Annotated in this window: 15 protein-coding genes; 8 read left to right on the top strand and 7 right to left on the bottom strand. The window is 45.0% G+C overall.

Going from position 1 to position 20,286, the window contains the following annotated elements; all coding sequences use genetic code 11:
* Positions 1 to 190: 190 nt before the first annotated feature.
* The 3 genes from QUB64_RS25170 to QUB64_RS25160 all read right to left on the bottom strand — a co-directional run bounded on the left by QUB64_RS25170 (position 191) and on the right by QUB64_RS25160 (position 3,687).
* On the bottom strand, positions 191 to 1,006 hold the full coding sequence (locus tag QUB64_RS25170) for a PD-(D/E)XK nuclease family protein (RefSeq protein WP_333276107.1): 816 nt from the start codon (positions 1,004 to 1,006) through the stop codon (positions 191 to 193).
* Positions 1,007 to 1,057: 51 nt separating this feature from the next.
* On the bottom strand, positions 1,058 to 1,642 hold the full coding sequence (locus tag QUB64_RS25165; protein WP_333276105.1) for a PAP/fibrillin family protein: 585 nt from the start codon (positions 1,640 to 1,642) through the stop codon (positions 1,058 to 1,060).
* A 362-nt stretch (positions 1,643 to 2,004) separates the two neighbouring features.
* A complete protein-coding gene (locus QUB64_RS25160; RefSeq protein WP_333276103.1) occupies positions 2,005 to 3,687 on the bottom strand; it encodes a glycosyltransferase family 4 protein in 1,683 nt (560 codons plus the stop codon).
* A 397-nt stretch (positions 3,688 to 4,084) separates the two neighbouring features.
* Between QUB64_RS25160 and QUB64_RS25155 the strand changes: the two genes are divergently transcribed.
* The 8 genes from QUB64_RS25155 (at position 4,085) to QUB64_RS25120 (ending at position 14,663) form a co-directional block, all read left to right on the top strand.
* On the top strand, positions 4,085 to 4,324 hold the full coding sequence (locus QUB64_RS25155) for a DUF3134 domain-containing protein (RefSeq protein ID WP_293261860.1): 240 nt from the start codon (positions 4,085 to 4,087) through the stop codon (positions 4,322 to 4,324).
* Between the two features lie 255 nt (positions 4,325 to 4,579).
* The gene (gene mraY / locus QUB64_RS25150) at positions 4,580 to 5,695 is read left to right on the top strand and encodes a phospho-N-acetylmuramoyl-pentapeptide-transferase (protein ID WP_333276099.1); all 1,116 of its coding nucleotides are present in this window, start codon (positions 4,580 to 4,582) and stop codon (positions 5,693 to 5,695) included.
* 466 nt (positions 5,696 to 6,161) lie between these two features.
* Complete coding sequence (locus QUB64_RS25145; RefSeq protein ID WP_333276097.1) at positions 6,162 to 6,869, top strand: L,D-transpeptidase family protein; 708 nt, start codon at positions 6,162 to 6,164, stop codon at positions 6,867 to 6,869.
* A gap of 163 nt (positions 6,870 to 7,032) precedes the next feature.
* Positions 7,033 to 7,995, top strand: coding sequence for a glycosyltransferase (locus QUB64_RS25140; protein WP_333276095.1), 963 nt, complete (start codon positions 7,033 to 7,035; stop codon positions 7,993 to 7,995).
* Between the two features lie 513 nt (positions 7,996 to 8,508).
* Complete coding sequence (locus tag QUB64_RS25135; RefSeq protein WP_333276093.1) at positions 8,509 to 10,368, top strand: NAD(P)H-quinone oxidoreductase subunit F; 1,860 nt, start codon at positions 8,509 to 8,511, stop codon at positions 10,366 to 10,368.
* A 104-nt stretch (positions 10,369 to 10,472) separates the two neighbouring features.
* Complete coding sequence (locus QUB64_RS25130) at positions 10,473 to 11,192, top strand: carbonic anhydrase (protein WP_333276092.1); 720 nt, start codon at positions 10,473 to 10,475, stop codon at positions 11,190 to 11,192.
* A 107-nt stretch (positions 11,193 to 11,299) separates the two neighbouring features.
* The gene (locus QUB64_RS25125; RefSeq protein WP_333276090.1) at positions 11,300 to 12,805 is read left to right on the top strand and encodes an NADH-quinone oxidoreductase subunit M; all 1,506 of its coding nucleotides are present in this window, start codon (positions 11,300 to 11,302) and stop codon (positions 12,803 to 12,805) included.
* Between the two features lie 535 nt (positions 12,806 to 13,340).
* Positions 13,341 to 14,663 (top strand): CO2 hydration protein, encoded by a 1,323-nt coding sequence (locus QUB64_RS25120; RefSeq protein WP_333276088.1) that lies wholly within the window; start codon positions 13,341 to 13,343, stop codon positions 14,661 to 14,663.
* Positions 14,664 to 15,308: 645 nt separating this feature from the next.
* Here the strand turns inward: QUB64_RS25120 and QUB64_RS25115 are convergent.
* The 4 genes from QUB64_RS25115 to QUB64_RS25100 are packed head-to-tail and all read right to left on the bottom strand — an operon-like array spanning position 15,309 to position 20,278.
* On the bottom strand, positions 15,309 to 16,925 hold the full coding sequence (locus tag QUB64_RS25115) for a formylglycine-generating enzyme family protein (RefSeq protein WP_333276086.1): 1,617 nt from the start codon (positions 16,923 to 16,925) through the stop codon (positions 15,309 to 15,311).
* Positions 16,922 to 18,034 (bottom strand): hypothetical protein, encoded by a 1,113-nt coding sequence (locus QUB64_RS25110; protein WP_333276084.1) that lies wholly within the window; start codon positions 18,032 to 18,034, stop codon positions 16,922 to 16,924. Before QUB64_RS25110 ends, QUB64_RS25115 begins: the two co-directional genes overlap by 4 nt.
* Positions 18,018 to 19,028, bottom strand: coding sequence for an AAA family ATPase (locus QUB64_RS25105; RefSeq protein WP_333276082.1), 1,011 nt, complete (start codon positions 19,026 to 19,028; stop codon positions 18,018 to 18,020). Before QUB64_RS25105 ends, QUB64_RS25110 begins: the two co-directional genes overlap by 17 nt.
* On the bottom strand, positions 19,013 to 20,278 hold the full coding sequence (locus tag QUB64_RS25100) for a hypothetical protein (RefSeq protein WP_333276080.1): 1,266 nt from the start codon (positions 20,276 to 20,278) through the stop codon (positions 19,013 to 19,015). Before QUB64_RS25100 ends, QUB64_RS25105 begins: the two co-directional genes overlap by 16 nt.
* Positions 20,279 to 20,286: the final 8 nt, after the last annotated feature.

Genomic DNA, 20,286 nt, shown 5'->3' with positions numbered 1-20,286 from the left:
AGTAAGGACTTTAGTCCTAATTAGTCCAGATCAAAGTTCGCAAATCAAGGTTCGTAGTAAGGACTTTAGTCCTAATTGGCTAAAATACTCAAGAGAGGACTGAAGTCCTCACTACAAACTTTTAGTGATGAGAGGACTGAAGTCCTCACTACAAACTTTTAGCGGACTGTTGATTTGTTGAATAGGTATGTTATATAGATATTTCCTCGATTATAGCAAGATTTGGCAGCCAATTTGCGGGAGTGTCTGGGGAAAGAATTGGTGAGGAAGCTTTGGTATCTTGGGTGCGGTTGCAGCGAGTCGCGAATTGACAGGAATCGCAAAGATTTGAACTAATTTGTACTTGGGGGAAGAATTCACCGCCTTCGACATAGCGCTGTCGCCAGTCGGTTAGCTGCTGCAATATTTGGGTTAAATCTTGTTTTGTGCGATCGTGTTCAATTTGGTTGTAGGAAAATGTGAGTTTTTGCGGCGGTTCTTCTCCTTGCAATTGTACGAACCAGTATGTCATAGAAACTTGTTCGGGGGAATAGTCGCTGGTTTCTACTAGGACATATAAATAGAGTCTGGTTTGCCAACTTTCGGCTATCCATTTTGATTTTTGAGGGCGGGGATAGGTTTTCCAGTCGAGAATCTGGGCTGTATTTGGTTCGGCTATTAATAAGTCATAGATCGCGGTGAAGAGGTAGTCTTGAAAAATTAGGGTGCGGGGGTGTTCGGCTTGGCGGAAAATTTGATCGCTATTTTCGGAATTAGCGAAAAGTTCCGGCGCGGTATTGATAAAGGCTGCGATACAGCGTCCCATTTCTGGGTCTTGTTGGATGATGAATTCAATGGGAAGCCCGAGTTCTCGCTGCTGCATCAATAGGTGAAAGTGGCTTCCCCATGTGAGTTTTTCTTTGTGTTCTGGGGAGGCGGTGGTGGCGAGGAGTTCTAGGTAGCTATGCTGGAATTTGCGGGGGCATTCTTCGAGGATTTTGAGTTGGGTTTGGGATAGTCGGAGCATTTTTTGTGTGATTTTGTTGGTTGTTGGTAAGTTTTGTTATGCTGCACCAAATCACTCTTTTGTCAACACAAAGACACTTCCTTCATTGCCGCGCCCGATTCGCAAATCGCCATCCAAATAAGTAACATCCAGCCATCCCTGCTGTTCGCGAGTATCCAGGCTAAAATCTACAGCAGCGAACTTTTTCCCTGACTCAATTTCATTGATATATTTTGCGGGAGATTCATAGCCGATCAACTTGCTTAAACCGAAGATCGATCGCTCAAACTTCACCTGCACTCGCCGTTCCGAAGTCGCCTCAAATCTTGCGGCTACGCTGACAATTCCTTCTAAATAAGGCAATCCGTAAAGTTCGGCAATGTTGTAAATTTTAGATTGTTTGACCCGGATAGATTGATAAATTTGACCCAATTTCAACAACGGAAAACCGTCAAGGTTCAGCAGGGCGCGGCTGCTGGTGTACAACAACCGCCAATCGCCATCTAAAAGCTCTGCGGCTTCCACAGGGCGTGGCGTGGGGTTGTAATCTTCTAATTGGGCGATCGCACTTAAAATCACCTGTTTGTCGCTGGGAGTAGCCAGCAAACCGCGATTCTTACCAGCAATTATCTCTAATAGTGCAGATTTTTTAAGCATAGTTTTTTAAGAGTCATTGGTCAGCAGTCATTAGTCAGCAGTCATTAGTCAGTAGTCAGCAGTCATTAGTCAGCAGTCATTAGTCAGTAGTTTATGACTTATGCAGAGGGACTAAATAAATCGTTTTTTTTACCCACGCTTATGATTGGGCTTCTCTGTGCCCAGCGCGCACTCTAAATGTAATCTAATCTTCTGTCCGCGGAGGCGGACATCGTTTGTGTAGTAGCGGTTTCAACCGCCGATTCTTATTGGATTTAGTATGAACAATTCCCAATTCCCAATTCCCAATTCCCAATTCCCAATGCCCCATTCCCAATGCCCCATTCCCAATGCCCCATTCCCAATGCCCCATGCCCCATGCCCTATTCCCCATTCCCAATGACTAAAACACCAAATTTCACGAGATAGAGTAGCGTCCGATAGAGGTATGCCGATTCTTGCTCGTTTTTGGCATAACGCCTGAGAACTTCCCCGACGCTGACAGCACCATTTTGCTCGATCGCATTCAACATCTCCATCTGAATGTTAACAGATATTCTTCGGTCTTGACCGAAGTTGGTAAACCAAATTGTTGGTAAATGTCTGAGAAGTTCCGGAGTCGCGATCGCACCCAGACTCAGCATCATATCATCGGTTAAAGTTCTAGTCGCATAATGGCCCAACACCCGAAACGGATCGTCGCCCAGGGGATAAGGCGGTTTCCCAGCTTTCAAAGCGGCTGACTCTGGTGCAGAAACTCGAATTTCTGCTAATTCCCGCCACAACTGTTCGTAAGCAGCAATTACTACTTTCCAATCATAAATCTCCCTCGCCCTTTGTCTCGCACTTTCACCCATCCGCTTGCTCAATTCGGGATTTTCAATTAATTGACACAAAGCGCGGGTGCAGGCATCAATATCAACTGCTGTGGCTAGGGAAGTGTGACCCATGTAAGTCGGCCAATTTAAGCTACCGTTGTGATAATTTAGCGCTAAATCTAAACAAGCTTCCGGGGGCGGGATGAGTGTGGGAATGCGGAAACCGTCGATTTCGTGGCGTACTGATTCTTTATATCCATTCCAATCAGAGACAATTGCCGGCAGTCCGTTCGCCATCGCTTCAATGGGTGTTAGTCCGAAGGTTTCTTGAATGTTGTCGGAAAGCGAAATAAAAATGTCGGCGGTCGACCAAATATTAACTCTAATGTCGGGCTTTCTGCCATCTACAAAAATAGCATTCACAGACGGACAAAAGATTTGCGCGCTCTTTTTAAAGTCGGATTCTTCTCTCGGATCTTCGATCCAACCGGCTTGAATTAAGTGGATTTTGGCTTTTGTCTGTTGCGCGGCGCGTTCCAGGGCGATGTACATTGGTACCGGATGAGCTTTTGCCGAAAAAGTTAAGCGGCCAACAAATAACACGACTGTATCGCCGGGAGAAATGCCGAGTTCTTGCCGTTGTCGATCGCCCGCCTCAACCGCTTCCACACCCTGCGGAAACGCGCTGCAATCCACTCCTAGGGGAATAACTGGCAATTTCACCAAAATTTCCGGCTGACCGCCGTTGCGCTGCGCTAAATACTCCGACCACTCCCTCAGAACTCCTTCTACTGTGTTTTTCACGGCGTTAGAGGTGCAGATGAGGGCGTCCCAAGGCTGAACTGGTGCTGTTACCAAATTGCCGATCGATTCCATGACATACTTAGTTGCGATCGTGTGAGTAACGCCGCAAACGCTGTAAGCCCGCTGATCGACAAATCTACGCCCCCAAACCATATCTGCCAGGGCGGGATCGGGTCGATAAATTGTACCCGGTTGAGATAGCAAATCTGGTCGATCCGCGCGAATCCAGCGGACTTTCCGAGGTTGTTGCAGCCAAGGTTGGATGCGCGAACAAAACTCCTTAAATGTTGCTTCGCTGTCCGTACAACAGTAGAGAGAGTCAGCAGTACCGTGTTGGACTAAGCTTTTGAGAAATCCTTCTCCGGCTGAATGACGCCCCAGAAGTCTTTGCCCTCCGGTGTCGTAACCGTCTTTGTGGTATAAAACCGCCGCCGTTGTATCCATCCTGAGATTTATTGTTTGAGAGTTGTTGAAGAAGGTAAAAGGCTTTCACCATCAGGCTTAGACGCAAAACCAGAAGACTGTTCTGACTCAACCGCTGGAAAGCCCGGTGTCCCGCGATACTTTAAAAGACGATCGCCTCAGATTACAATACTCATGGCGAAAGAGGGATTGGCAAGATCGGATTTTAGTGTTATTGTGAGGCCCATGATTGGCCGCGATCGCCCGAATCGGTCAGCCATCCTATCCCGATCCGGAAGCAAACAGTGTCTGTGGTATAATGCCTTAGCTCTGCTAAATGCCCGATTTGCAAGTGTTCGATCGAAGGAGCAGTCAGTCGGCACAACATTAGTTCTACAGTTCTACTCGATCGCATCTTTGTCTTTAGAAACCGATAATCATGTACAACCCATCTCTGCGTCAAATACCTCGCCACTTGCCTGCGGATGTAATTCCATTAAAGCAGCAATCTTCTCTTTTAGACTGGTTGGAATCTAACAATCGCCTCTTAGCAAGGGATGTCCAAGAACCCGACTATCTGCACGAAGAAGAAATTTCCGAGTTGATGGCAGTTGACGACAGTCCTTACGATGATTTAGAAGAAGAAGTAGAAGATGATGCGGGTGTAGGGGACGAATAACTGTAGAATGGTCAGTCGATTGTAAATTTTAGATTTTAGATTCACTTTGCAGCATTAAATCTGGGAAACCGAACTTGAGTCTAAAATTTGGGGAGAATCGACCGCTGAAGTTTAGGGCGTGTACCGTTTTTTGCGGGTCAACGAATCTACCGGAAACAGGGAAGAAAAACTAACAAATTTCGCAATCTCCTGTATCGCACCCTATTCCCCAATTGTCAAATGCTGATTCTCAAATGGTGTGTGTTGAGGAGTGACATGGATAACTTTTTGGATGAAAAAATCCCTTTTAGTATGCCTTTCAAACTTACAGGCAGGAATTTATTCCTGCTGCTGGGTTTGGGGATCGGCATTGTAGCGATCGGTTTAGATGTAGCAGCGGGTAGATTTTTGGATGCGCCTGCATCGCTATTTATGCCACTAGCTGTTTGTGCTCTCGTTGCATCGGGTTTAGGTTATCTAGTTGTGCCCTTACTCCAGCAACTGAAAGCAGGACAAATAATTCGCGAAGACGGCCCCCAAGCCCACTTGAAAAAAGCGGGAACGCCGACAATGGGAGGCATATTTTTTGTGCCGGCAGGGGTAGCAGTCGCTTTACTTTGGTCGAGATTTAACTCAGATGTTGTTGCCGTATCGGCTTTAACTTTAGCTTACGGTTTCATCGGCTGGCTCGACGACTGGCAAATTCTCCGCCGCAAGTCGAATAAAGGTATTTCACCCCGGATGAAATTGGCTTTGCAAGTAGGTTTTGCAGCTCTATTTTGTCTGTGGCTGATGTTCCACAATCCAAGTATTTCTACGAACGTTGCTTTGCCTTTTGGTTGGGTATTGCCTTTAGGTTTTCTGTTTTGGCCGCTGGCGGGTTTTGTGTTAGTTGCGGAAAGCAATGCTACTAATCTTACCGACGGCGTTGACGGGTTAATGGGAGGCTTGGGGGCGATCGCACTTTTGGGACTAGGCGCATCTGTAGCCTCAACTTCGCCAGAATTAATGATATTTTGCGCCTGCATTAGCGGCAGTTGTTTCGGTTTCTTAGCTCACAACCGCAATCCAGCCCGGGTATTTATGGGTGATACAGGTGCGTTGGCTTTGGGCGGTGCGTTGGGTGCGGTAGCTTTATTAACAAATAGCCTTTGGATATTATTAATAATCAGCGGTATTTTCTTTGTAGAAACTCTGTCAGTAATTGCTCAGGTAAGTTATTACAAAGCTACAAAAGGCCCGGATGGCATCGGCAAGCGTCTGTTAAGAATGGCTCCGCTACACCACCATCTAGAACTGTGCGGGTGGCTGGAAACTCAGGTTGTTGGTATCTTTTATTTAACTAACGGGGTGTTAGTGTTAATGATTTTGATGTTGACTGGCAACAGTTAATACCAGATTAGTAACAGACTTTACAGCATATGTAGCTGATGTTTTCTGCTATGTTAAAAAACAAATAAGATGCCCGTTCCACAGGAACTCAATGCAGTTGTGGAACGGGCATCTTGCCCGTTTTAAAATAAAAAAACAGGCAAGATGCCTGTGCCACTAATATTAAATCGGGTGCATCTCGGTTTGGAAAATATATCGCTCCGGGGCGAAGCATGACCGCTGTGAATATGAGATTATAACTAATAACTTATATGCGGTCATGCTTCGCCCTCTTCAAAAACCAGATGCACCCTATTAAATCTAGCTAAATCACAAGCAAGATGCCTGTGCCACTAATATTAAATCTAGCTAAATCACAGGCAAGATGCCTGTGCCACTAATACTTCATTCTGTTGTGGAACTGGCATCTTGCCAGTGCCAAGCTCATAAGTTATAATTTTGAAAATTGCTCTCCCCAGTTAATGCAATGGAACTCAAAAAAAGACAGGGCAATATTTGGATAATTGCTTCATCTGCCAGCATTTTATTGCTAGCTGCGAGCTCCTTTTTTTACTGGAAACTCGTCAGACTGGGTTATGCTGTGCCAATTCCCTATATTTTAGATGTTTTCTGCTTAAATAACTGTCCGGCTGACGATTTAAATGTTTTACACACTCAATTGCCGGCCGATAATTTATTAAACTACGACAAACCCCTAACACAAATTTTAGGCGAACCGGATAAGTTAGATAAAACTAGAATTTCCATTCTGGTTGAAAAATCAAAATACAGGCTGACTGTATATGAGAACAAAAAGCCGGTCAAATCTTATCCTGTTGTATTTGGGAGCAATCCCGCAGGCGATAAACTAAAAGCAGGGGATTTTCGGACGCCGGAAGGAATTTTTAGCATCAAAGACCTTTATCCTCACCCAGCTTGGTCGAAGTTTCTCTGGCTGGACTATCCAACTAAGCAATCTTGGCGAAAACATATCAAAGCCAAGCAAGCAGGTACAATTAAATGGTACGATAGCATTGGCAGTGAGGTTGGCATTCACGGCGTGCCTGCTAATTCAAAGAAAATTATAAAAGAGCGATCGAATTGGACTTTGGGGTGCGTTTCGCTGGAAAATAAGGATGTTGAGGAATTGTATCAGTTGGTACAAAAAGGCACGGAAGTAGAAATTATTCAATAACTGGTTCGTAGTAAGGACTTTAGTCCTGATTGACTTCACAACCCGCAGAGAGGACTGAAGTCCTCACTACAAACGAGTAAGAGAGGACTGAAGTCCTCACTACAAACTGGTTCGTAGTAAGGACTTTAGTCCTGATTGACTTCACAACCAGCAGAGAGGATTAATGAACAATCAGGAGTTTTTACCGATTGTTTCGGTTGTGGTACCTGTTTACAACGGCGAGATGGATTTACCTGATTTAATTGAGTGTCTACGATCGCAAACTTATCCCACAACCAGAGTAGAATATCTCTTAGTAGACAACAAAAGTCGCGATTACACTTCAACCATCCTGCAAGCAGCCGCCAAATCCGCCAGCCAAGAGGGATTTAATCAAATCACCATTCGCAATCTCAGCGAAAATACAATTCAAAGTTCCTACGCCGCCAGAAACAAAGGAATTCGCGCCTCCACAGGCGAAATCGTCGCCTTTACCGACGCAGACTGTCGCCCGGAATCTCAATGGTTGCAAAATTTAGTCAAACCATTCGCTAACTTAGAAATAGGAATTACTTGCGGGGAAATCCTCGCCCTCCCCGGTAACACTCTCTTAGAAAAACACGCCGCCCGCGAAAATACTTTATCTCAAAAACACACTCTGGCTCACCCTTTTTGTGGCTACGGTCAAACTGCTAACTTGGCTGTACGCAGGCAGATTTTAGCACAAGTCGGTTTGTTTCGTCCGTACCTTACGAGCGGTGGCGATGCGGATTTGTGCTGGCGGATTTTGCGGGAAACATCCTATAAAATGTATTTTGCCCAAAATGCGATCGCCCGACACCGCCATCGGTCTACAATAAAACAGTTAGAAAGTCAATGGCATCGTTACGGCGAGTCGAATAAATATTTGCACGAACTCCACGGTGTCGATTTGATGCGGGAATTCACAGCAGGGGAATATTTGTACCGGCTGGCTAGATGGCTATTAAAAGAATTACCGGTTGCTGCGGCTAAATGTGCGATCGCCCGCGCCGATCTGGTAGATTTGTTAAATACGCCGATCGGTCTAGTAAATGTCAGGGCAAGGGCGATCGGACAGCGACAAGCCCAACTCCCAGAACTAGCTCGGGAAATTGAGCGGCTTTAATCTTTAGTTTAAATCTTGTTTCTGCCAGCGCTAGCATTGTGCAGCAATTTTCAATCGCCCCATCGTGTATCTACAGTCCCTCCACGCACTAAGGTCAAAGAAACTGGGTTTTTTACCCTTACTGTGGGCTCGAACCTGTGGATTTTCGTAAAAAACCCGGTTTCTAGCTACCCGTCCGTCAGTCCTAATCTATCAAAAGTAGGATTGACAAATCTTGCTTTGTATAATGCAACACATCTAAGTCTTCAAGAGCATTAATACTTATAGTCCCAGCTTTACATCAGATAAGTACAGTTTATCTGTATATAAGTATGCTGAATTAGGAAATATGAAAATTTCAGGCAATCCTTAATATAAAATTAATAAGTCTATTTTGAAGCATACGGTTTCAAAACGACGAGAAACTCCCAGTCACACCCAAAATTTCTTTACTTCTGGCGAATGGCCTCAGCCTTCTGGCATCGAGATTATTCTCAGATTTTTAAATTTTTGTAACATTTACAGGTAGTGCCAATGGCTCAAATCCTACTCCAGACCGTTTGGTTTATACCTTGCTATCCACTCATCGGCGCATTTCTGTCGATACTGTGGTTTCCAGCAGTAACTCGCCGCACGGGGCCTAGACCCTCCGGTTACGTAAACGCCATCTTAACTTTCTTCGCTTTCGCCCACGGCGTCATCGCCCTGACAGCTATCTGGAACCAACCGGCGCAACACCAGTTAATTCCTTGGCTGAACGTAGCAGGTTTAGACTTAACCATTCCCGTAGACATCTCTGCTGTCACCGTCGGGGCGACAGTTTTGATTACCGGGCTGAACCTTCTGGCGCAGATTTATGCAGTCGGTTACATGGAGATGGACTGGGGCTGGGCTAGATTCTTTTCCCTGATGGGGCTGTTTGAAGCGGGGATGTGCGGCTTGGTTTTGTCCAACTCTCTGTTTTTCAGCTACATGATTCTGGAAGTCCTGACTCTGGGAACTTACCTGCTAATCGGGCTGTGGTTCAATCAGTCTTTAGTGGTGACGGGTGCCCGGGACGCTTTCTTGACTAAGCGCGTAGGAGACTTATTCCTGCTGATGGGAGTAGTTGCAATTCTGCCGCTGGCGGGAACTTGGAATTTTGACGAGTTGGCCGTGTGGGCCAAGACTGCAAACATTGACCCCACAGTGGCGACGCTGTTGAGTTTAACTTTGATTGCCGGCCCGATGGGTAAATGCGCCCAGTTTCCCTTGCACCTGTGGCTGGATGAGGCGATGGAAGGCCCTTTGCCGGCAACGATTTTGCGGAACACGGTGGTTGTGGAAACCGGTGCTTGGATTTTGATTAAATTGCAGCCCGTGATTGCTTTGTCGCCCGTGGGGCTGAAGACAACTATTATTGTGGGTGCTGCAACGGCGGTGGGTGCGTCTTTAATTGCGATCGCCCAAATCGACATCAAGCGCACGCTTTCCTATATAGTTAGCTCTTATATGGGCTTGGTATTTATCGCCGTCGGTACCGGACAAACCCACACAGCTTTGACATTGATATTTGCTTACACCTTGGCAATGGGTTTGTTGGTGATGAGCATCGGTTCGATAGTTTGGAACAGCATCACTCAGGATGTCCGCTCTCTCGGCGGTTTGTGGGCGAAGCGGCCGATATCGGGAATATCGTTTCTTGTTGGCGCCGCTGGAGTGATTGGACTGCCACCCTTCGGCTGCTTCTGGGCTTTATCAGAATTAGCAGGCGGGCTTGCTAAAACTCACCCTTCACTGTTAGTAGTAGTGCTGTTTGTGAACGGCGTGACGGCTTTTGGCTTAGTGCGAGTTTTTGGTTTAGTTTTCGGTGGCAAACCCAAGCAAATGACTGAACGTTCGCCCGAAGTTGCCTGGCCTTTTGTCTTGCCAATGACCGTGTTAATGGGATTTACTTTGCACGTCCCACACTTGCTCGCCGCCTGGCAATTGCTGCCTTTGGCAACTTTAAATTATACTGCGGCCGGGCTGTTAGCTTTGTCAAGTGCGATCGGCATTGGTGCAGGAGCATTTATTTACTTGAACGAAAAGTGGGAAAAACCAGTGCGAATTGGTTCTCAAGCCGTGCAAGACTTCTTTGCCTACGACTTTTACACCGCCCAACTTTACCGCGTCACAGTGATATTTGCAGTCGGTCTGGTTTCCCAAATCATCTCCTGGTTCGATCGCAACATTGTTGACGGCTTCGTAAACTTAATCGGTTTTGCCACAGTTTTCGGCGGGCAGAGTCTCAAATACAACGTTAGCGGTCAAACTCAATTTTATGCCCTGACAATTTTGTTCGGAGTTGCACTTTTGGGACTGCTAGTAAGCTGGCCTTTGTTGGCTCGCCTGTCGCTGATTGTAGGCGGGTAAAGAGATATAAAGTTGAAGAGTTTAGGTGACACTTTAAGCCTAAAATTTTAAACAAATGAAATCTTGAACAAAGATTTCAAACTTTCTCCAACAAGGCAGCACAAATGAAAGACAAAAACAGACAAGTAAATCTTTCCCGGCGCAATTCGCTCAAATTTGTCGCAGGAGCAATAGGTACAGGAATACTCGCAGCACGAGTCGGCGCTGATGTGGCTGCACCCGCACCAGCAATTGCTCAAAATGACATAACTCCCGATGCAGCTTTGAAACAGTTAATGGACGGAAACAAGCGGTTTGTTAACAGAAAACGTCAAAGTCCCAACCAAGACTTACCCCGCCTCGCCGAAGTTGCCAAAGCTCAAACACCTTTTGCTGCTGTTCTCGGCTGTGCAGATTCCCGCTTTCCTTCTGAGATTATTTTCGATCAGGGATTAGGAGATTTATTTGTCTGTCGCGTGGCCGGAAATGTGGCTACCCCAGAAGAAATTGGTAGCCTGGAATTTGGCACCCTGGTGTTGGGAGCAAAAGTGCTGGTGGTAATTGGGCATAAACGGTGCGGTGCGGTAGACGCAACCATCAAAGGAGCTCAGGTTCCCGGTCAAATTGGCAGTTTGCTAGAAGCAATTAAGCCTGCTGTCGAAAGCTCGAAAGGCCAAGCGGGCGATCGCCTGGAAAATGCCTGTAAAGCCAATGTGATCTTGCAAGCTAGAAGATTGAAAGCATCCCCAGTGATCTCTCAGTTAATTACTGAAAATAAACTGAAAGTAGTTGGTGGATATTACGATTTAGACACGGGTGCAGTCAATATTCTGATTGAGTCATGATGTAATTTGCGATCGATAATTTGTCAAATTATACATCTAAATATTGTCAAATTAGCGATCGCAAAAGCGTTGGAAAATGTTTTTTTACTCTTCACTGTTTACACATTATGCTTAGTGCATTGCTCTGGTTGCCTGCGTTGGGCGCTGCGGTAGTCGGGTTCTTGCCCGGAAAAATGAACACGATGCGGGTGCGTTCAGTCGCCTTCGCCTTCGCTGCTGCCATTTTCCTGTTGAATATCTGGCTGCTAACTCAATTTGACACTGCCAATTCAGGCCTGCAATTTCAAGAATATTGGGCTTGGATTCCACAATTAGGTTTGAGCTACAACTTGGGAGTTGATGGCTTATCTTTGCCACTGCTAGTTTTAACCGGATTGCTGACGCTATTGGTAATTTACGGTACTGGTGACGACATCGCTCGCCCTCAGCTTTACTACTCTTTGATTTTGCTAATCAATGCGGGGGTAGCGGGAGCTTTGATGTCTCAAAATTTGCTGCTGTTCGTCCTATTTTACGAGCTAGAATTAATTCCTTTTTACCTGTTGATTGCGATTTGGGGCGGTAAGCAGCGGGAATACGCCGCGATGAAGTTTCTGATTTATACGGCAGTTTCAGGGCTTTTAGTTTTAGGCGGATTTTTGGGTGTAGCTTGGCTGAGCGGCTCTTTAAACTTCGATTACAGTGCAATTACTACTCAAGATTTGCCCTTAAAAACGCAATTAATCTTGCTAACAATTGTCCTACTTGGGTTGGCAATTAAAATTCCTTTAGTACCCCTGCACACTTGGCTGCCGGATGCCTACGTCGAAGCTTCGCCAGCAACAGCAATTCTGTTGGGAGGCGTGTTGGCGAAGTTGGGAACTTACGGCTTAGTGCGGTTTGGTTTGCAGATGTTTCCCGAAACTTGGTCGATTGTCGCTCCTGGTTTAGCGATAATCGGCACAGTGAGCGTGATGTACGGTGCTTTGAGCGCGATCGCCCAAAAAGATATCAAGCGCATGGTAGCCTATAGTTCGATCGGGCATATGGGCTACATCCTCGTCGCCTGCGCCGCCGGCACCAAACTCGCCTTAATCGGTGCTGTCGGGCAAATGGTAAGCCACGGTTTGATTTTAGCCTTGCTCTTTTATCTCGTAGGCATCATCGAAACCAAAGCCGGCACGCGAGATTTGGACGTGCTCAACGGCTTGATGAATCCGATGCGCGGTTTACCGACGGCGAGCTCGCTATTAGTTTTGGGCGGCATGGCCAGCGCCGGCATTCCCGGCTTAGTCGGTTTTATCGCCGAATTTTTAGTATTTCAAGGCAGTTTCTCAACATTTCCAATTCCGACTTTACTGTGCATTTTAGCCTCCGGGTTAACAGCAGTTTACTTTGTAATTCTGCTCAACCGCACCTGTTTTGGAAAATTGGACAACGCTACGGCTTACTATCCTCCAGTTAAGTTTGCGGAAAATATGCCAGCCTTAGTTTTAGCCGCGATCATTTTCTTCTTGGGAGTGCAACCGGTGTGGCTGCTAAAGTGGAGCGAATCTACTACAAACGCGATGGCAGTAACTCTATCAACGGGCAGATATTCTCAAGTAGCTGTCAGCTATCAGCCGGATAAATAGAATGGGAGAGCGGGAGAAGGGGAACTTAGAAAAACCTTTTTTCTTCCTTCTTGCTTCTTCCTTCTTTTCTGTTCCCTCAACATCCATCCATTGAATCCGTTAAATCGGCTATACAATCGGTTGCCGAACTTCCCTCTGATATCATCTCCGGTGGACTAACCAGAATAAAATTAGTTCGTAGTGCGGACTTAAGTCCGCTCTAATGCTGCGGACTAAAGTCCGCACTACGAACCGGGACAGTTTGTAGTGCGGACTTTAGTCCGCTCTAATACTGCGGACTGAAGTCCGCACTACGAACCGTTTTTGTTATGATAATCTACCCGAAATGATATCGCTTCGGATTGTAAATATGGTAAAATAAAAACAACCAGTCAACTACCACCATAACTGTGTAAAAGTTTGGAACACCGCAAACAATTCTAAATTCAGGTGCAGTTACAGCAATTTCCCTACTAGCAACTTCCAAGCATTGCGCTACCGCAGACTTGGCGAATATTTCTAAATATTGAGATTCATTCAAACCAAGGAAGAAACAATGGTACAAACTCCTACTAAACCAGCAACTAAACTGCCTCCTTCCAAGCACGAATTTGCCGAAGTAATTCACAGACTGGAAGCTGGCGGCGCGATGATTCCAGATACGCCGGAAAATCTGATGCAAATCATCGCGATTTGGAAGGCCTACGCGGTGCCGATGGACTTCTATTGGCGGGATTTACTTTACATCGCGGAACGGGTATTTTTAAACCCGCTGCCCTTCTTTAAATACTTCTTGCCCCAGGAGTACTTAGACTTGCAAAATCACTATTCCGGTGACGGTGCAGATTTGCGAATTTGGCGGGGGACTGGGAGCGCTCACCCAGAACTTTTGGAGTTCATGGAAAATGGAGAAACTGGCAAAAAGCCGCGACTGTTTCACCATTTGTGGCACGATCGCATAAACATGGAATTTGCCGAAGAGTGCATGAGGTCGATGCTGTGGCACCGGGGGATGTACGTTCCTGTCAATAAATTTGACCCCTATCTCGACAGCGACGAATACAAAGCAAATGCCGATCGCGCTATTAAAGCTTACTTCAAAAAAGACCCGTTCATGCTGGCGCTGCACAAAGCATTCCCCGAAATGTTTTTAGAACAATGCCGCCAGATGTCTTATTACAGCAATCTCGGCTTGTTTTGGGAAGTAATGGCCCCGGTGTTTTTTGAAGTGTCAGACCTTTACGACGAAGGGAAAGTTACCACAGTCCCGCAGGCGATGGATTTTCTGGTAAATGGCATATTTGCGATCGCAGGTCGTCCCATTTACCACCACGTTCTCATCGACGGCGAAACCTACGAAATCATTCCGAAATCCAAAGGCTTCACTTGGCTGTACGAAGCAGCGCTACCTTACGTAGAATCCGTATTTTACCGCACTTCGCCGTTCCGGGGCACCAAATCTTACAACGCCCAAGCCAGGGAAGTTCCAGACGACCAAAAAGACTTCCACTACGGTATTTTGTATGCAGACAAATTCCCCGTAGGAACCGCCGGCATCCCGCCGACTCTGCTAGCCCAAGATATGCTGCACTTCCTGCCGCCTTATTTGATGGATTTCTACAAACAGCGGTGTCGCGGCGAAGATGATATCCTGAATCAAATTGGGGTGACTTTTCAGCGATCGATGTACTGCGTTACTTCGGCCGTGATTCAAGCTTTGCGAACTGCGCTATTATATCCTTTGGATGACCCAAATCCGAAGCATTTGAAGGCAAATCGGGCGTTTTTCGAGTCTCAGATCGATCGCTTCTGTCGCCCGGAATACGGCATGAAATATGCAGCGAAGTTGAAAAATATTCAGACTTCGGATTACAGGTAAAGCATATTTGTCCCCCAGCCCGCCAGGGGTTTAAACCCCTGGCTCAAAGCTTAAGTCGGTTAAAACTGAGATTTTGCACCATTCTCAACTAGCCATACTGCCAGCCATTTAGGAAGCATCAAGCTGGCACTATAAAAAAATGTTTTTTGCAAAAACTGAGATGCTCCCGATCCGTCCTCTATCTTTGAAAAAACATTGTGCTAGAACTATAAGTCAGTACAAATTTGATTAAATTCGCAATTGCTGAATTGTAGGGGCGGGTTCGCCGACATCCATGAAACATACAAACAATCTCATAAACCCGCCCCATCTTCGCCATGATTTACATCAACATCTTACAATAAATTCCTGGTACATTTTTATTGTTAATCGGGTGGGGGCGGGTTTACAACATTATTCATTTTTGCCATAAATTGTTGTGAACCCGCCCCTACAGCCACTGAATTTACATCAACATTGTACACAATAAATTTCTCGGAAATAGTATTTTAATTGGGCGGAACCAATCCACAAAAAACACCCCAAAATCCTGTAGGGGCGGGTTCACCAACCATCTATAAAACCCACAAACAATCTCATAAACCCGCCCCCTCTTCGCGATGATTTACATTAACATCCTACCACAAATTCACGGTACATTTTGATTTAAGTCCACGCAGCCACACACACAACCCGAAAACCGTAGTGGTAGTAATAGATGCCTGGTGCATCTTTGAGGCGATAAGCAGAACGGCAACTCCCCGGAAGGCCGATCCACGAACCCCCGCGCAGCAGCCTCGCTTGGTTATCATCTTTGGTCTTGACTAATAAATCAATACAGCTTTGATAACGACGATCGTGACCAGCATCATCCCAGACCGTACCATCAGTAGGCGCACCTTGATAGCTACTGTGCCAAGGGTCAGCACACCATTCCCAGGCATTCCCGTGCATATCGTAGAGTCCAAAAGCATTAGCTACACGAAAGCTACCTACAGGCGTTGTTTCTTCGCGGTAAATTCCTGTAGGCCCTTGACCATAGGAACCTGACCACTTATTCTCTTTATCCTCTGTACCTCTATAATTCGCTAAATCTGTCGTCATAGTTTCCCCAAAATGAAAAAGTGTTGTTGTCCTGCCCCGACAAGCATATTCCCATTCTGCCTCGCTAGGAAGACGATAGCTTCTACCTGTTTTTTGAGATAATCTGGCACAAAATTCGATTGCATGATACCAAGAAATGCGTTCTATAGGTCGGTTTTCACCTTTGAAATAAGATGGATTTGAGTCAAGGTCATAATAGATTTTCGGTAATTGAGCTATTGCTTGCCACTGCGCTTGAGTAATTGGGTATTTTCCTATGAAAAAGGGTTTGATTGTGACTTGATGTTGAGGTTTTTCATACTCATAGCTTTCTGCTTGCGTTTTAGGTGAGCCCATCCAGAATCTACCCCTAGGGATATAAACCATTTCTAGCTTGGTCTCATAGCCTAAGTCTTCGGTAAAAAATGAAGCTTGTTTGGTTTCGCGTTGGGTGATTTCACCTTGAGGATTAACCATGACAGTTTCAAAAGTGAAAGTTTCAGCCGGGATAGGATGGGGAGGCAAATTAACTTCAACTCCAGCAATAATCGCAGATTCTCCTGTTTTGGGTAAGCCATCAAACAACCGAGTTGCTTCTGTATAATCCCCCAGTGCGGTTTGCTTCATTGCCTCTGCTAGAATCAACAAAGGTTGAAAATTAGCGTCTCGCAGGGGGTCAGCCAAAGTTTCTACTAACGATGACTTCTGCAACCATTGAGCCAGATTTGGTCGTTGCAGTAATTGACCCAGAACCCGAGTTAATTGTTCTGCTGCTTTCCCTGGTTCTACGTAGGCTAAAGCTGTCCAATACTGCGCTTGTTTTAACCCGCTAATGTTTGAGCGAAAGTTTCGCTTGACATACTTAAGTAAAAATTTCGATAGTTCGCGCAAACGCTGCTGACTCAAACCTCTCAAAAGTACCTTGCGAACTGTGCTATCCATTTCATATAGTTCCTCATCTACTTCGCTGCACAAACCAGACAATAGCAAATCAGAAACTGCAATCCAAGGCACTTGTAATTTTGGCTTAAAAGGGTAATCTCGCAAGCGATAAAGCAAGTCAGGTGTTAAGGCTAGGGGAAAAGCTGCATGACAAGCGAATTCGAGATGTGCTTCAGTAAAACGATTTCGTAAAGCTTGAATGCGCTTCATAGCATCTTGTTCTTTTGGGTCATTGCCAGTGACTGTAAATTCGGTCATTGCAGCACCTCAATTGCTTTTTGAAAGCCCGCGCTATCTGCGGCAAACATTTTCATAGTTTCAAATTTAGCAAGTTCCCCAGCCGTTGTCTCTTGCCAAGAAAGTTCTGGGATAGGATTTAACCAAACAATAGTTTTCACTTGCTGTTTTAAGCGATTTAAAAAAGATTCAGTTTCACGAATGCGCCTGGGAATATAATCTCGCCTTGCTGCACCGCCATCACTAAAAATTAACACAACTGTGTGTTGAGAGGAAAGGCGCCATAAAACTTGTTCTACAGGAATTTCACTATTAAATTCCGGGTCACAATACAAATCCTGATTCGGATAATTATTAAAATAATAACAAGACTGGGATGTCAAACATCCGGTTTGTTGTGCAGTAGCAACTAATTGCCGAGATAAAACGTGAAATGGTTGCATAGAACCTCTTTGGTCAATTAGCAACAATAGGGAACTATATTTGAGCTGGCGCGGCTTCTGGACAGGCAGAACTAATTTACCTTGACGTTTGATTTTTTCGATAGTAGCAGCAACATCTAATTCTAGTCGCGTTCCCGTGCGAATGGAGCGTTTGAGGTTGTACCAACCCTGGATCATTTGTTGTCCCGTAACAGGCAAATAATCGTCCGGGTTTCCTGTTGATTTAAAAGCTACCCAATCTTGTTGTCGAGATGTTCTGATAGCTTTTACAACTTCACTATTTTCGCCTACAGAAGTAGAGACGGCTGATTCGGGACTGGCGGGAAAAAAGAAATACTTCCCTGTCGGGTTTCTGGGAGTGGGAGATGGTGTGGGAGTCGGTGGTTGCGGTGGTTCTGGAAAATTAGAAGGATCTGCATTTAGTAGTTGAGAAGACTTGATGGTAGATGCTGATTCCTGAGTAAATACTTGCTGAAAAATTGCTTCAAATTCTTGTTTTTGAGAGCTAGTTTTTACCCAAATAGTTTTTAGCAAATGCTTCAAAGACTCTGATTCTAATGGATAAATATCAGTTTCTAAAGCCTCTATCAGTAAATTGTAATCACAAATTCCCAGCGGAAATCCTGCCTTTTGCAGTTGGCTGAATAGTTCGTAGAAAGGCAAGTTGAGTTCAATCGGAGTCGTCATCTCCTAAGTCCTCAGCTATTTGTAAATCGTCTCGGTTTTTCAGTAATGTACTAGCATAGGGTATTTGGCGCTGTTTTAAAAGTTGCTCAAGTTCGGACTGAGGTACGTGTAGATGCAAGGCCGCAAACCAATCTAGCAATTCACTGATGCTAATCTTTTTGCCAAAATCTCCTTTTTCCTCCTCCATTACCTCACGAAGATTTAAAAATTTATCCAGAGTTCTGCTTGTTAAATCTTCTGACCATTTTTGCCCCATCTTAGCTGCGACAATTCTCTGTAAATCTAGCTTTGTCGGAAAATCGACATAGTGATACAGACAGCGCCTGAGAAAAGCATCGGGCAACTTTTTCTGAGCATTGCTAGTAATAAAGATAATCGGAGCAAAATCTGCTTTGGCACGAATTTCTTCTCCTGTTTCTCGGACAAAAAAGCGTTTTTCTTCTAGTTCCAAGAGTAAATCGTTGGGAAAATCGGTATCAGCTTTATCAATTTCATCAATTAAAACAATCATGCGCTGACCATTTTGAGAGGCTTTGAATGCTTTGCCGATCGCACCCCATGTAATGTAAGCTGCATGGTTGGGGTCATTGAGGCGAGTGTGAATGTTTTGTTTTTCCCAGGAATCTGTCGCTGACAGTTGTGCATCGTACAGCCGCTTAACAGCATCATAAATATACAAGCCATCCCGCGCTTGGTCTGTGGATTTGATATACCAATCAGCATAGGGCCATTTAACATTGTAGCGCTTGCTAAATTCGCAGGCAACAGCTTTAGCTAAGTTCGTTTTACCGCATCCCGGTTCCCCTTCCAGCAGTAATGGTCTGTTCAGGTTAATCGCCAACCGAACAGCTTCCACTAAACCGTCGCTAACATCCGCTAAATAAGGATACAGGGGTTCTTGTGTTTCTGGATCGAGTTCGCCAGCTTGGGGCTGAAATTCGATCGCCCCAGTGAATTCGAGTTGAGACTTATTTCGATCTATATTTTGCGCCATGAACCTTGATGTGTCTCCCATTTTAAGTTACAAAGACTGTAGACAGATTTTAGCAAAACTTCTGGTTGCCCTGGTTGGCTTTCACTCCAAATAAATTCACTGATTTTGTCCATAAATTGGCAATTTGATAAGTCATCGTTGATGGTTCGGTTGATAAATAATTGCACTTTTTCGAGATTTGTCCAGTGTATTAGATCGCTGTTGTGGAATCTAGACGTGACAGGAATTTCATGATACGGATCGTTGTCACCCTCTCCATCTAAAGCATCGGAGTCTCCTTGGGATGAGGGTTGCGAGTCGATCCATACCATCAACAGTTTTTGATTTGTTTGCTGTTGGGAGAATTGGTTTAGTAGAGGTTCATACAATAGATTGAATAATTCATAAAGCTCTGTTAAATTTTGCCTATTTTGCGTAAAAAACAATAAGACTATAGTTTTATTGTTTTTCAGCATTTTTCTGTGAATTTCTTTGGCAATGGCGTTAGGATTTTGATTTCTATAAAGCTTGTTGGGAAGTCCAAGTCCTTGAATAATGGTATTCAACCTATCTCTCGAATCTGAGTAAATCGGACTGTTAAAATCAATTGCAGCTTTTTGGATGCTGTCATCAAGTGGTTGAATCAGAGTTTTGAGCAGCCAAAATATAGGAATCCGATCCTCTGAAACCTGGGGAAATTTTAAACAGACTAAATTCTGAGACTTTCGGGCTAAGGCTTGGAAACTTTGAATTTGAGTTTTATGGTTTAACTGCCACAACAAAATTTCTAGCTTTTTCCAGTCAGGCATTTCTCGCGTGTCCGTGCCGATTCTGTGACAATCCAAATCTAACACGTTGCAAATAGTATTAAAAGCCTCATATTCGATGGCTGTTTCTCCATTTAAAAATTTAGTCCAAGTTCCGTGACTGTTATCTTTGATTTTTAGATAATCATTGAGAAAATTTTCTATGCTCAGGCTGTAGTAGGGAATAAAATAATCTTTAATAGCTGCCAATTGGAATTTCTGGGACTTTAATTCGGGCATCGCCTCAAGCATAAGATTTGCAGCATCACCAATCAGGACATCGTGCTGAGCTAGGTATTGAAGGTCTGTTTCATCTAGTCCATCTTCCAGTGTTTGGTTGCTAAGTGCCAACCCTTGTTCAATTTTATATCGGGCCACTTGCCAACGAACCTGCTGCCTGCCACCTCTTGTTTGTACCCTGGCGTTGACTAATTCTAGTTTGTCCGATCGCACTTTCCAACCCATTACTACAC

This window comes from Microcoleus sp. Aus8_D2, from assembly GCF_036702665.1.
Classification (GTDB): domain Bacteria; phylum Cyanobacteriota; class Cyanobacteriia; order Cyanobacteriales; family Microcoleaceae; genus Microcoleus.
This window is presented reverse-complemented; position numbering and strand designations above follow the sequence as displayed.

What these genes read in the sequence shown, in the direction of transcription:
- QUB64_RS25110 (WP_333276084.1), bottom strand. Translation starts at nt 18,034, where the DNA reads ATGACGACTCCGATTGAACTCAACTTGCCTTTCTACGAACTATTCAGC.
- QUB64_RS25100 (WP_333276080.1), bottom strand. Translation starts at nt 20,278, where the DNA reads ATGGGTTGGAAAGTGCGATCGGACAAACTAGAATTAGTCAACGCCAGG.
- QUB64_RS25145 (WP_333276097.1), top strand. Translation starts at nt 6,162, where the DNA reads ATGGAACTCAAAAAAAGACAGGGCAATATTTGGATAATTGCTTCATCT.
- QUB64_RS25165 (WP_333276105.1), bottom strand. Translation starts at nt 1,642, where the DNA reads ATGCTTAAAAAATCTGCACTATTAGAGATAATTGCTGGTAAGAATCGC.
- QUB64_RS25155 (WP_293261860.1), top strand. Translation starts at nt 4,085, where the DNA reads ATGTACAACCCATCTCTGCGTCAAATACCTCGCCACTTGCCTGCGGAT.
- mraY (WP_333276099.1), top strand. Translation starts at nt 4,580, where the DNA reads ATGGATAACTTTTTGGATGAAAAAATCCCTTTTAGTATGCCTTTCAAA.
- QUB64_RS25140 (WP_333276095.1), top strand. Translation starts at nt 7,033, where the DNA reads ATGAACAATCAGGAGTTTTTACCGATTGTTTCGGTTGTGGTACCTGTT.
- QUB64_RS25115 (WP_333276086.1), bottom strand. Translation starts at nt 16,925, where the DNA reads ATGACCGAATTTACAGTCACTGGCAATGACCCAAAAGAACAAGATGCT.
- QUB64_RS25130 (WP_333276092.1), top strand. Translation starts at nt 10,473, where the DNA reads ATGAAAGACAAAAACAGACAAGTAAATCTTTCCCGGCGCAATTCGCTC.
- QUB64_RS25125 (WP_333276090.1), top strand. Translation starts at nt 11,300, where the DNA reads ATGCTTAGTGCATTGCTCTGGTTGCCTGCGTTGGGCGCTGCGGTAGTC.
- QUB64_RS25135 (WP_333276093.1), top strand. Translation starts at nt 8,509, where the DNA reads ATGGCTCAAATCCTACTCCAGACCGTTTGGTTTATACCTTGCTATCCA.
- QUB64_RS25170 (WP_333276107.1), bottom strand. Translation starts at nt 1,006, where the DNA reads ATGCTCCGACTATCCCAAACCCAACTCAAAATCCTCGAAGAATGCCCC.
- QUB64_RS25120 (WP_333276088.1), top strand. Translation starts at nt 13,341, where the DNA reads ATGGTACAAACTCCTACTAAACCAGCAACTAAACTGCCTCCTTCCAAG.
- QUB64_RS25160 (WP_333276103.1), bottom strand. Translation starts at nt 3,687, where the DNA reads ATGGATACAACGGCGGCGGTTTTATACCACAAAGACGGTTACGACACC.
- QUB64_RS25105 (WP_333276082.1), bottom strand. Translation starts at nt 19,028, where the DNA reads ATGGCGCAAAATATAGATCGAAATAAGTCTCAACTCGAATTCACTGGG.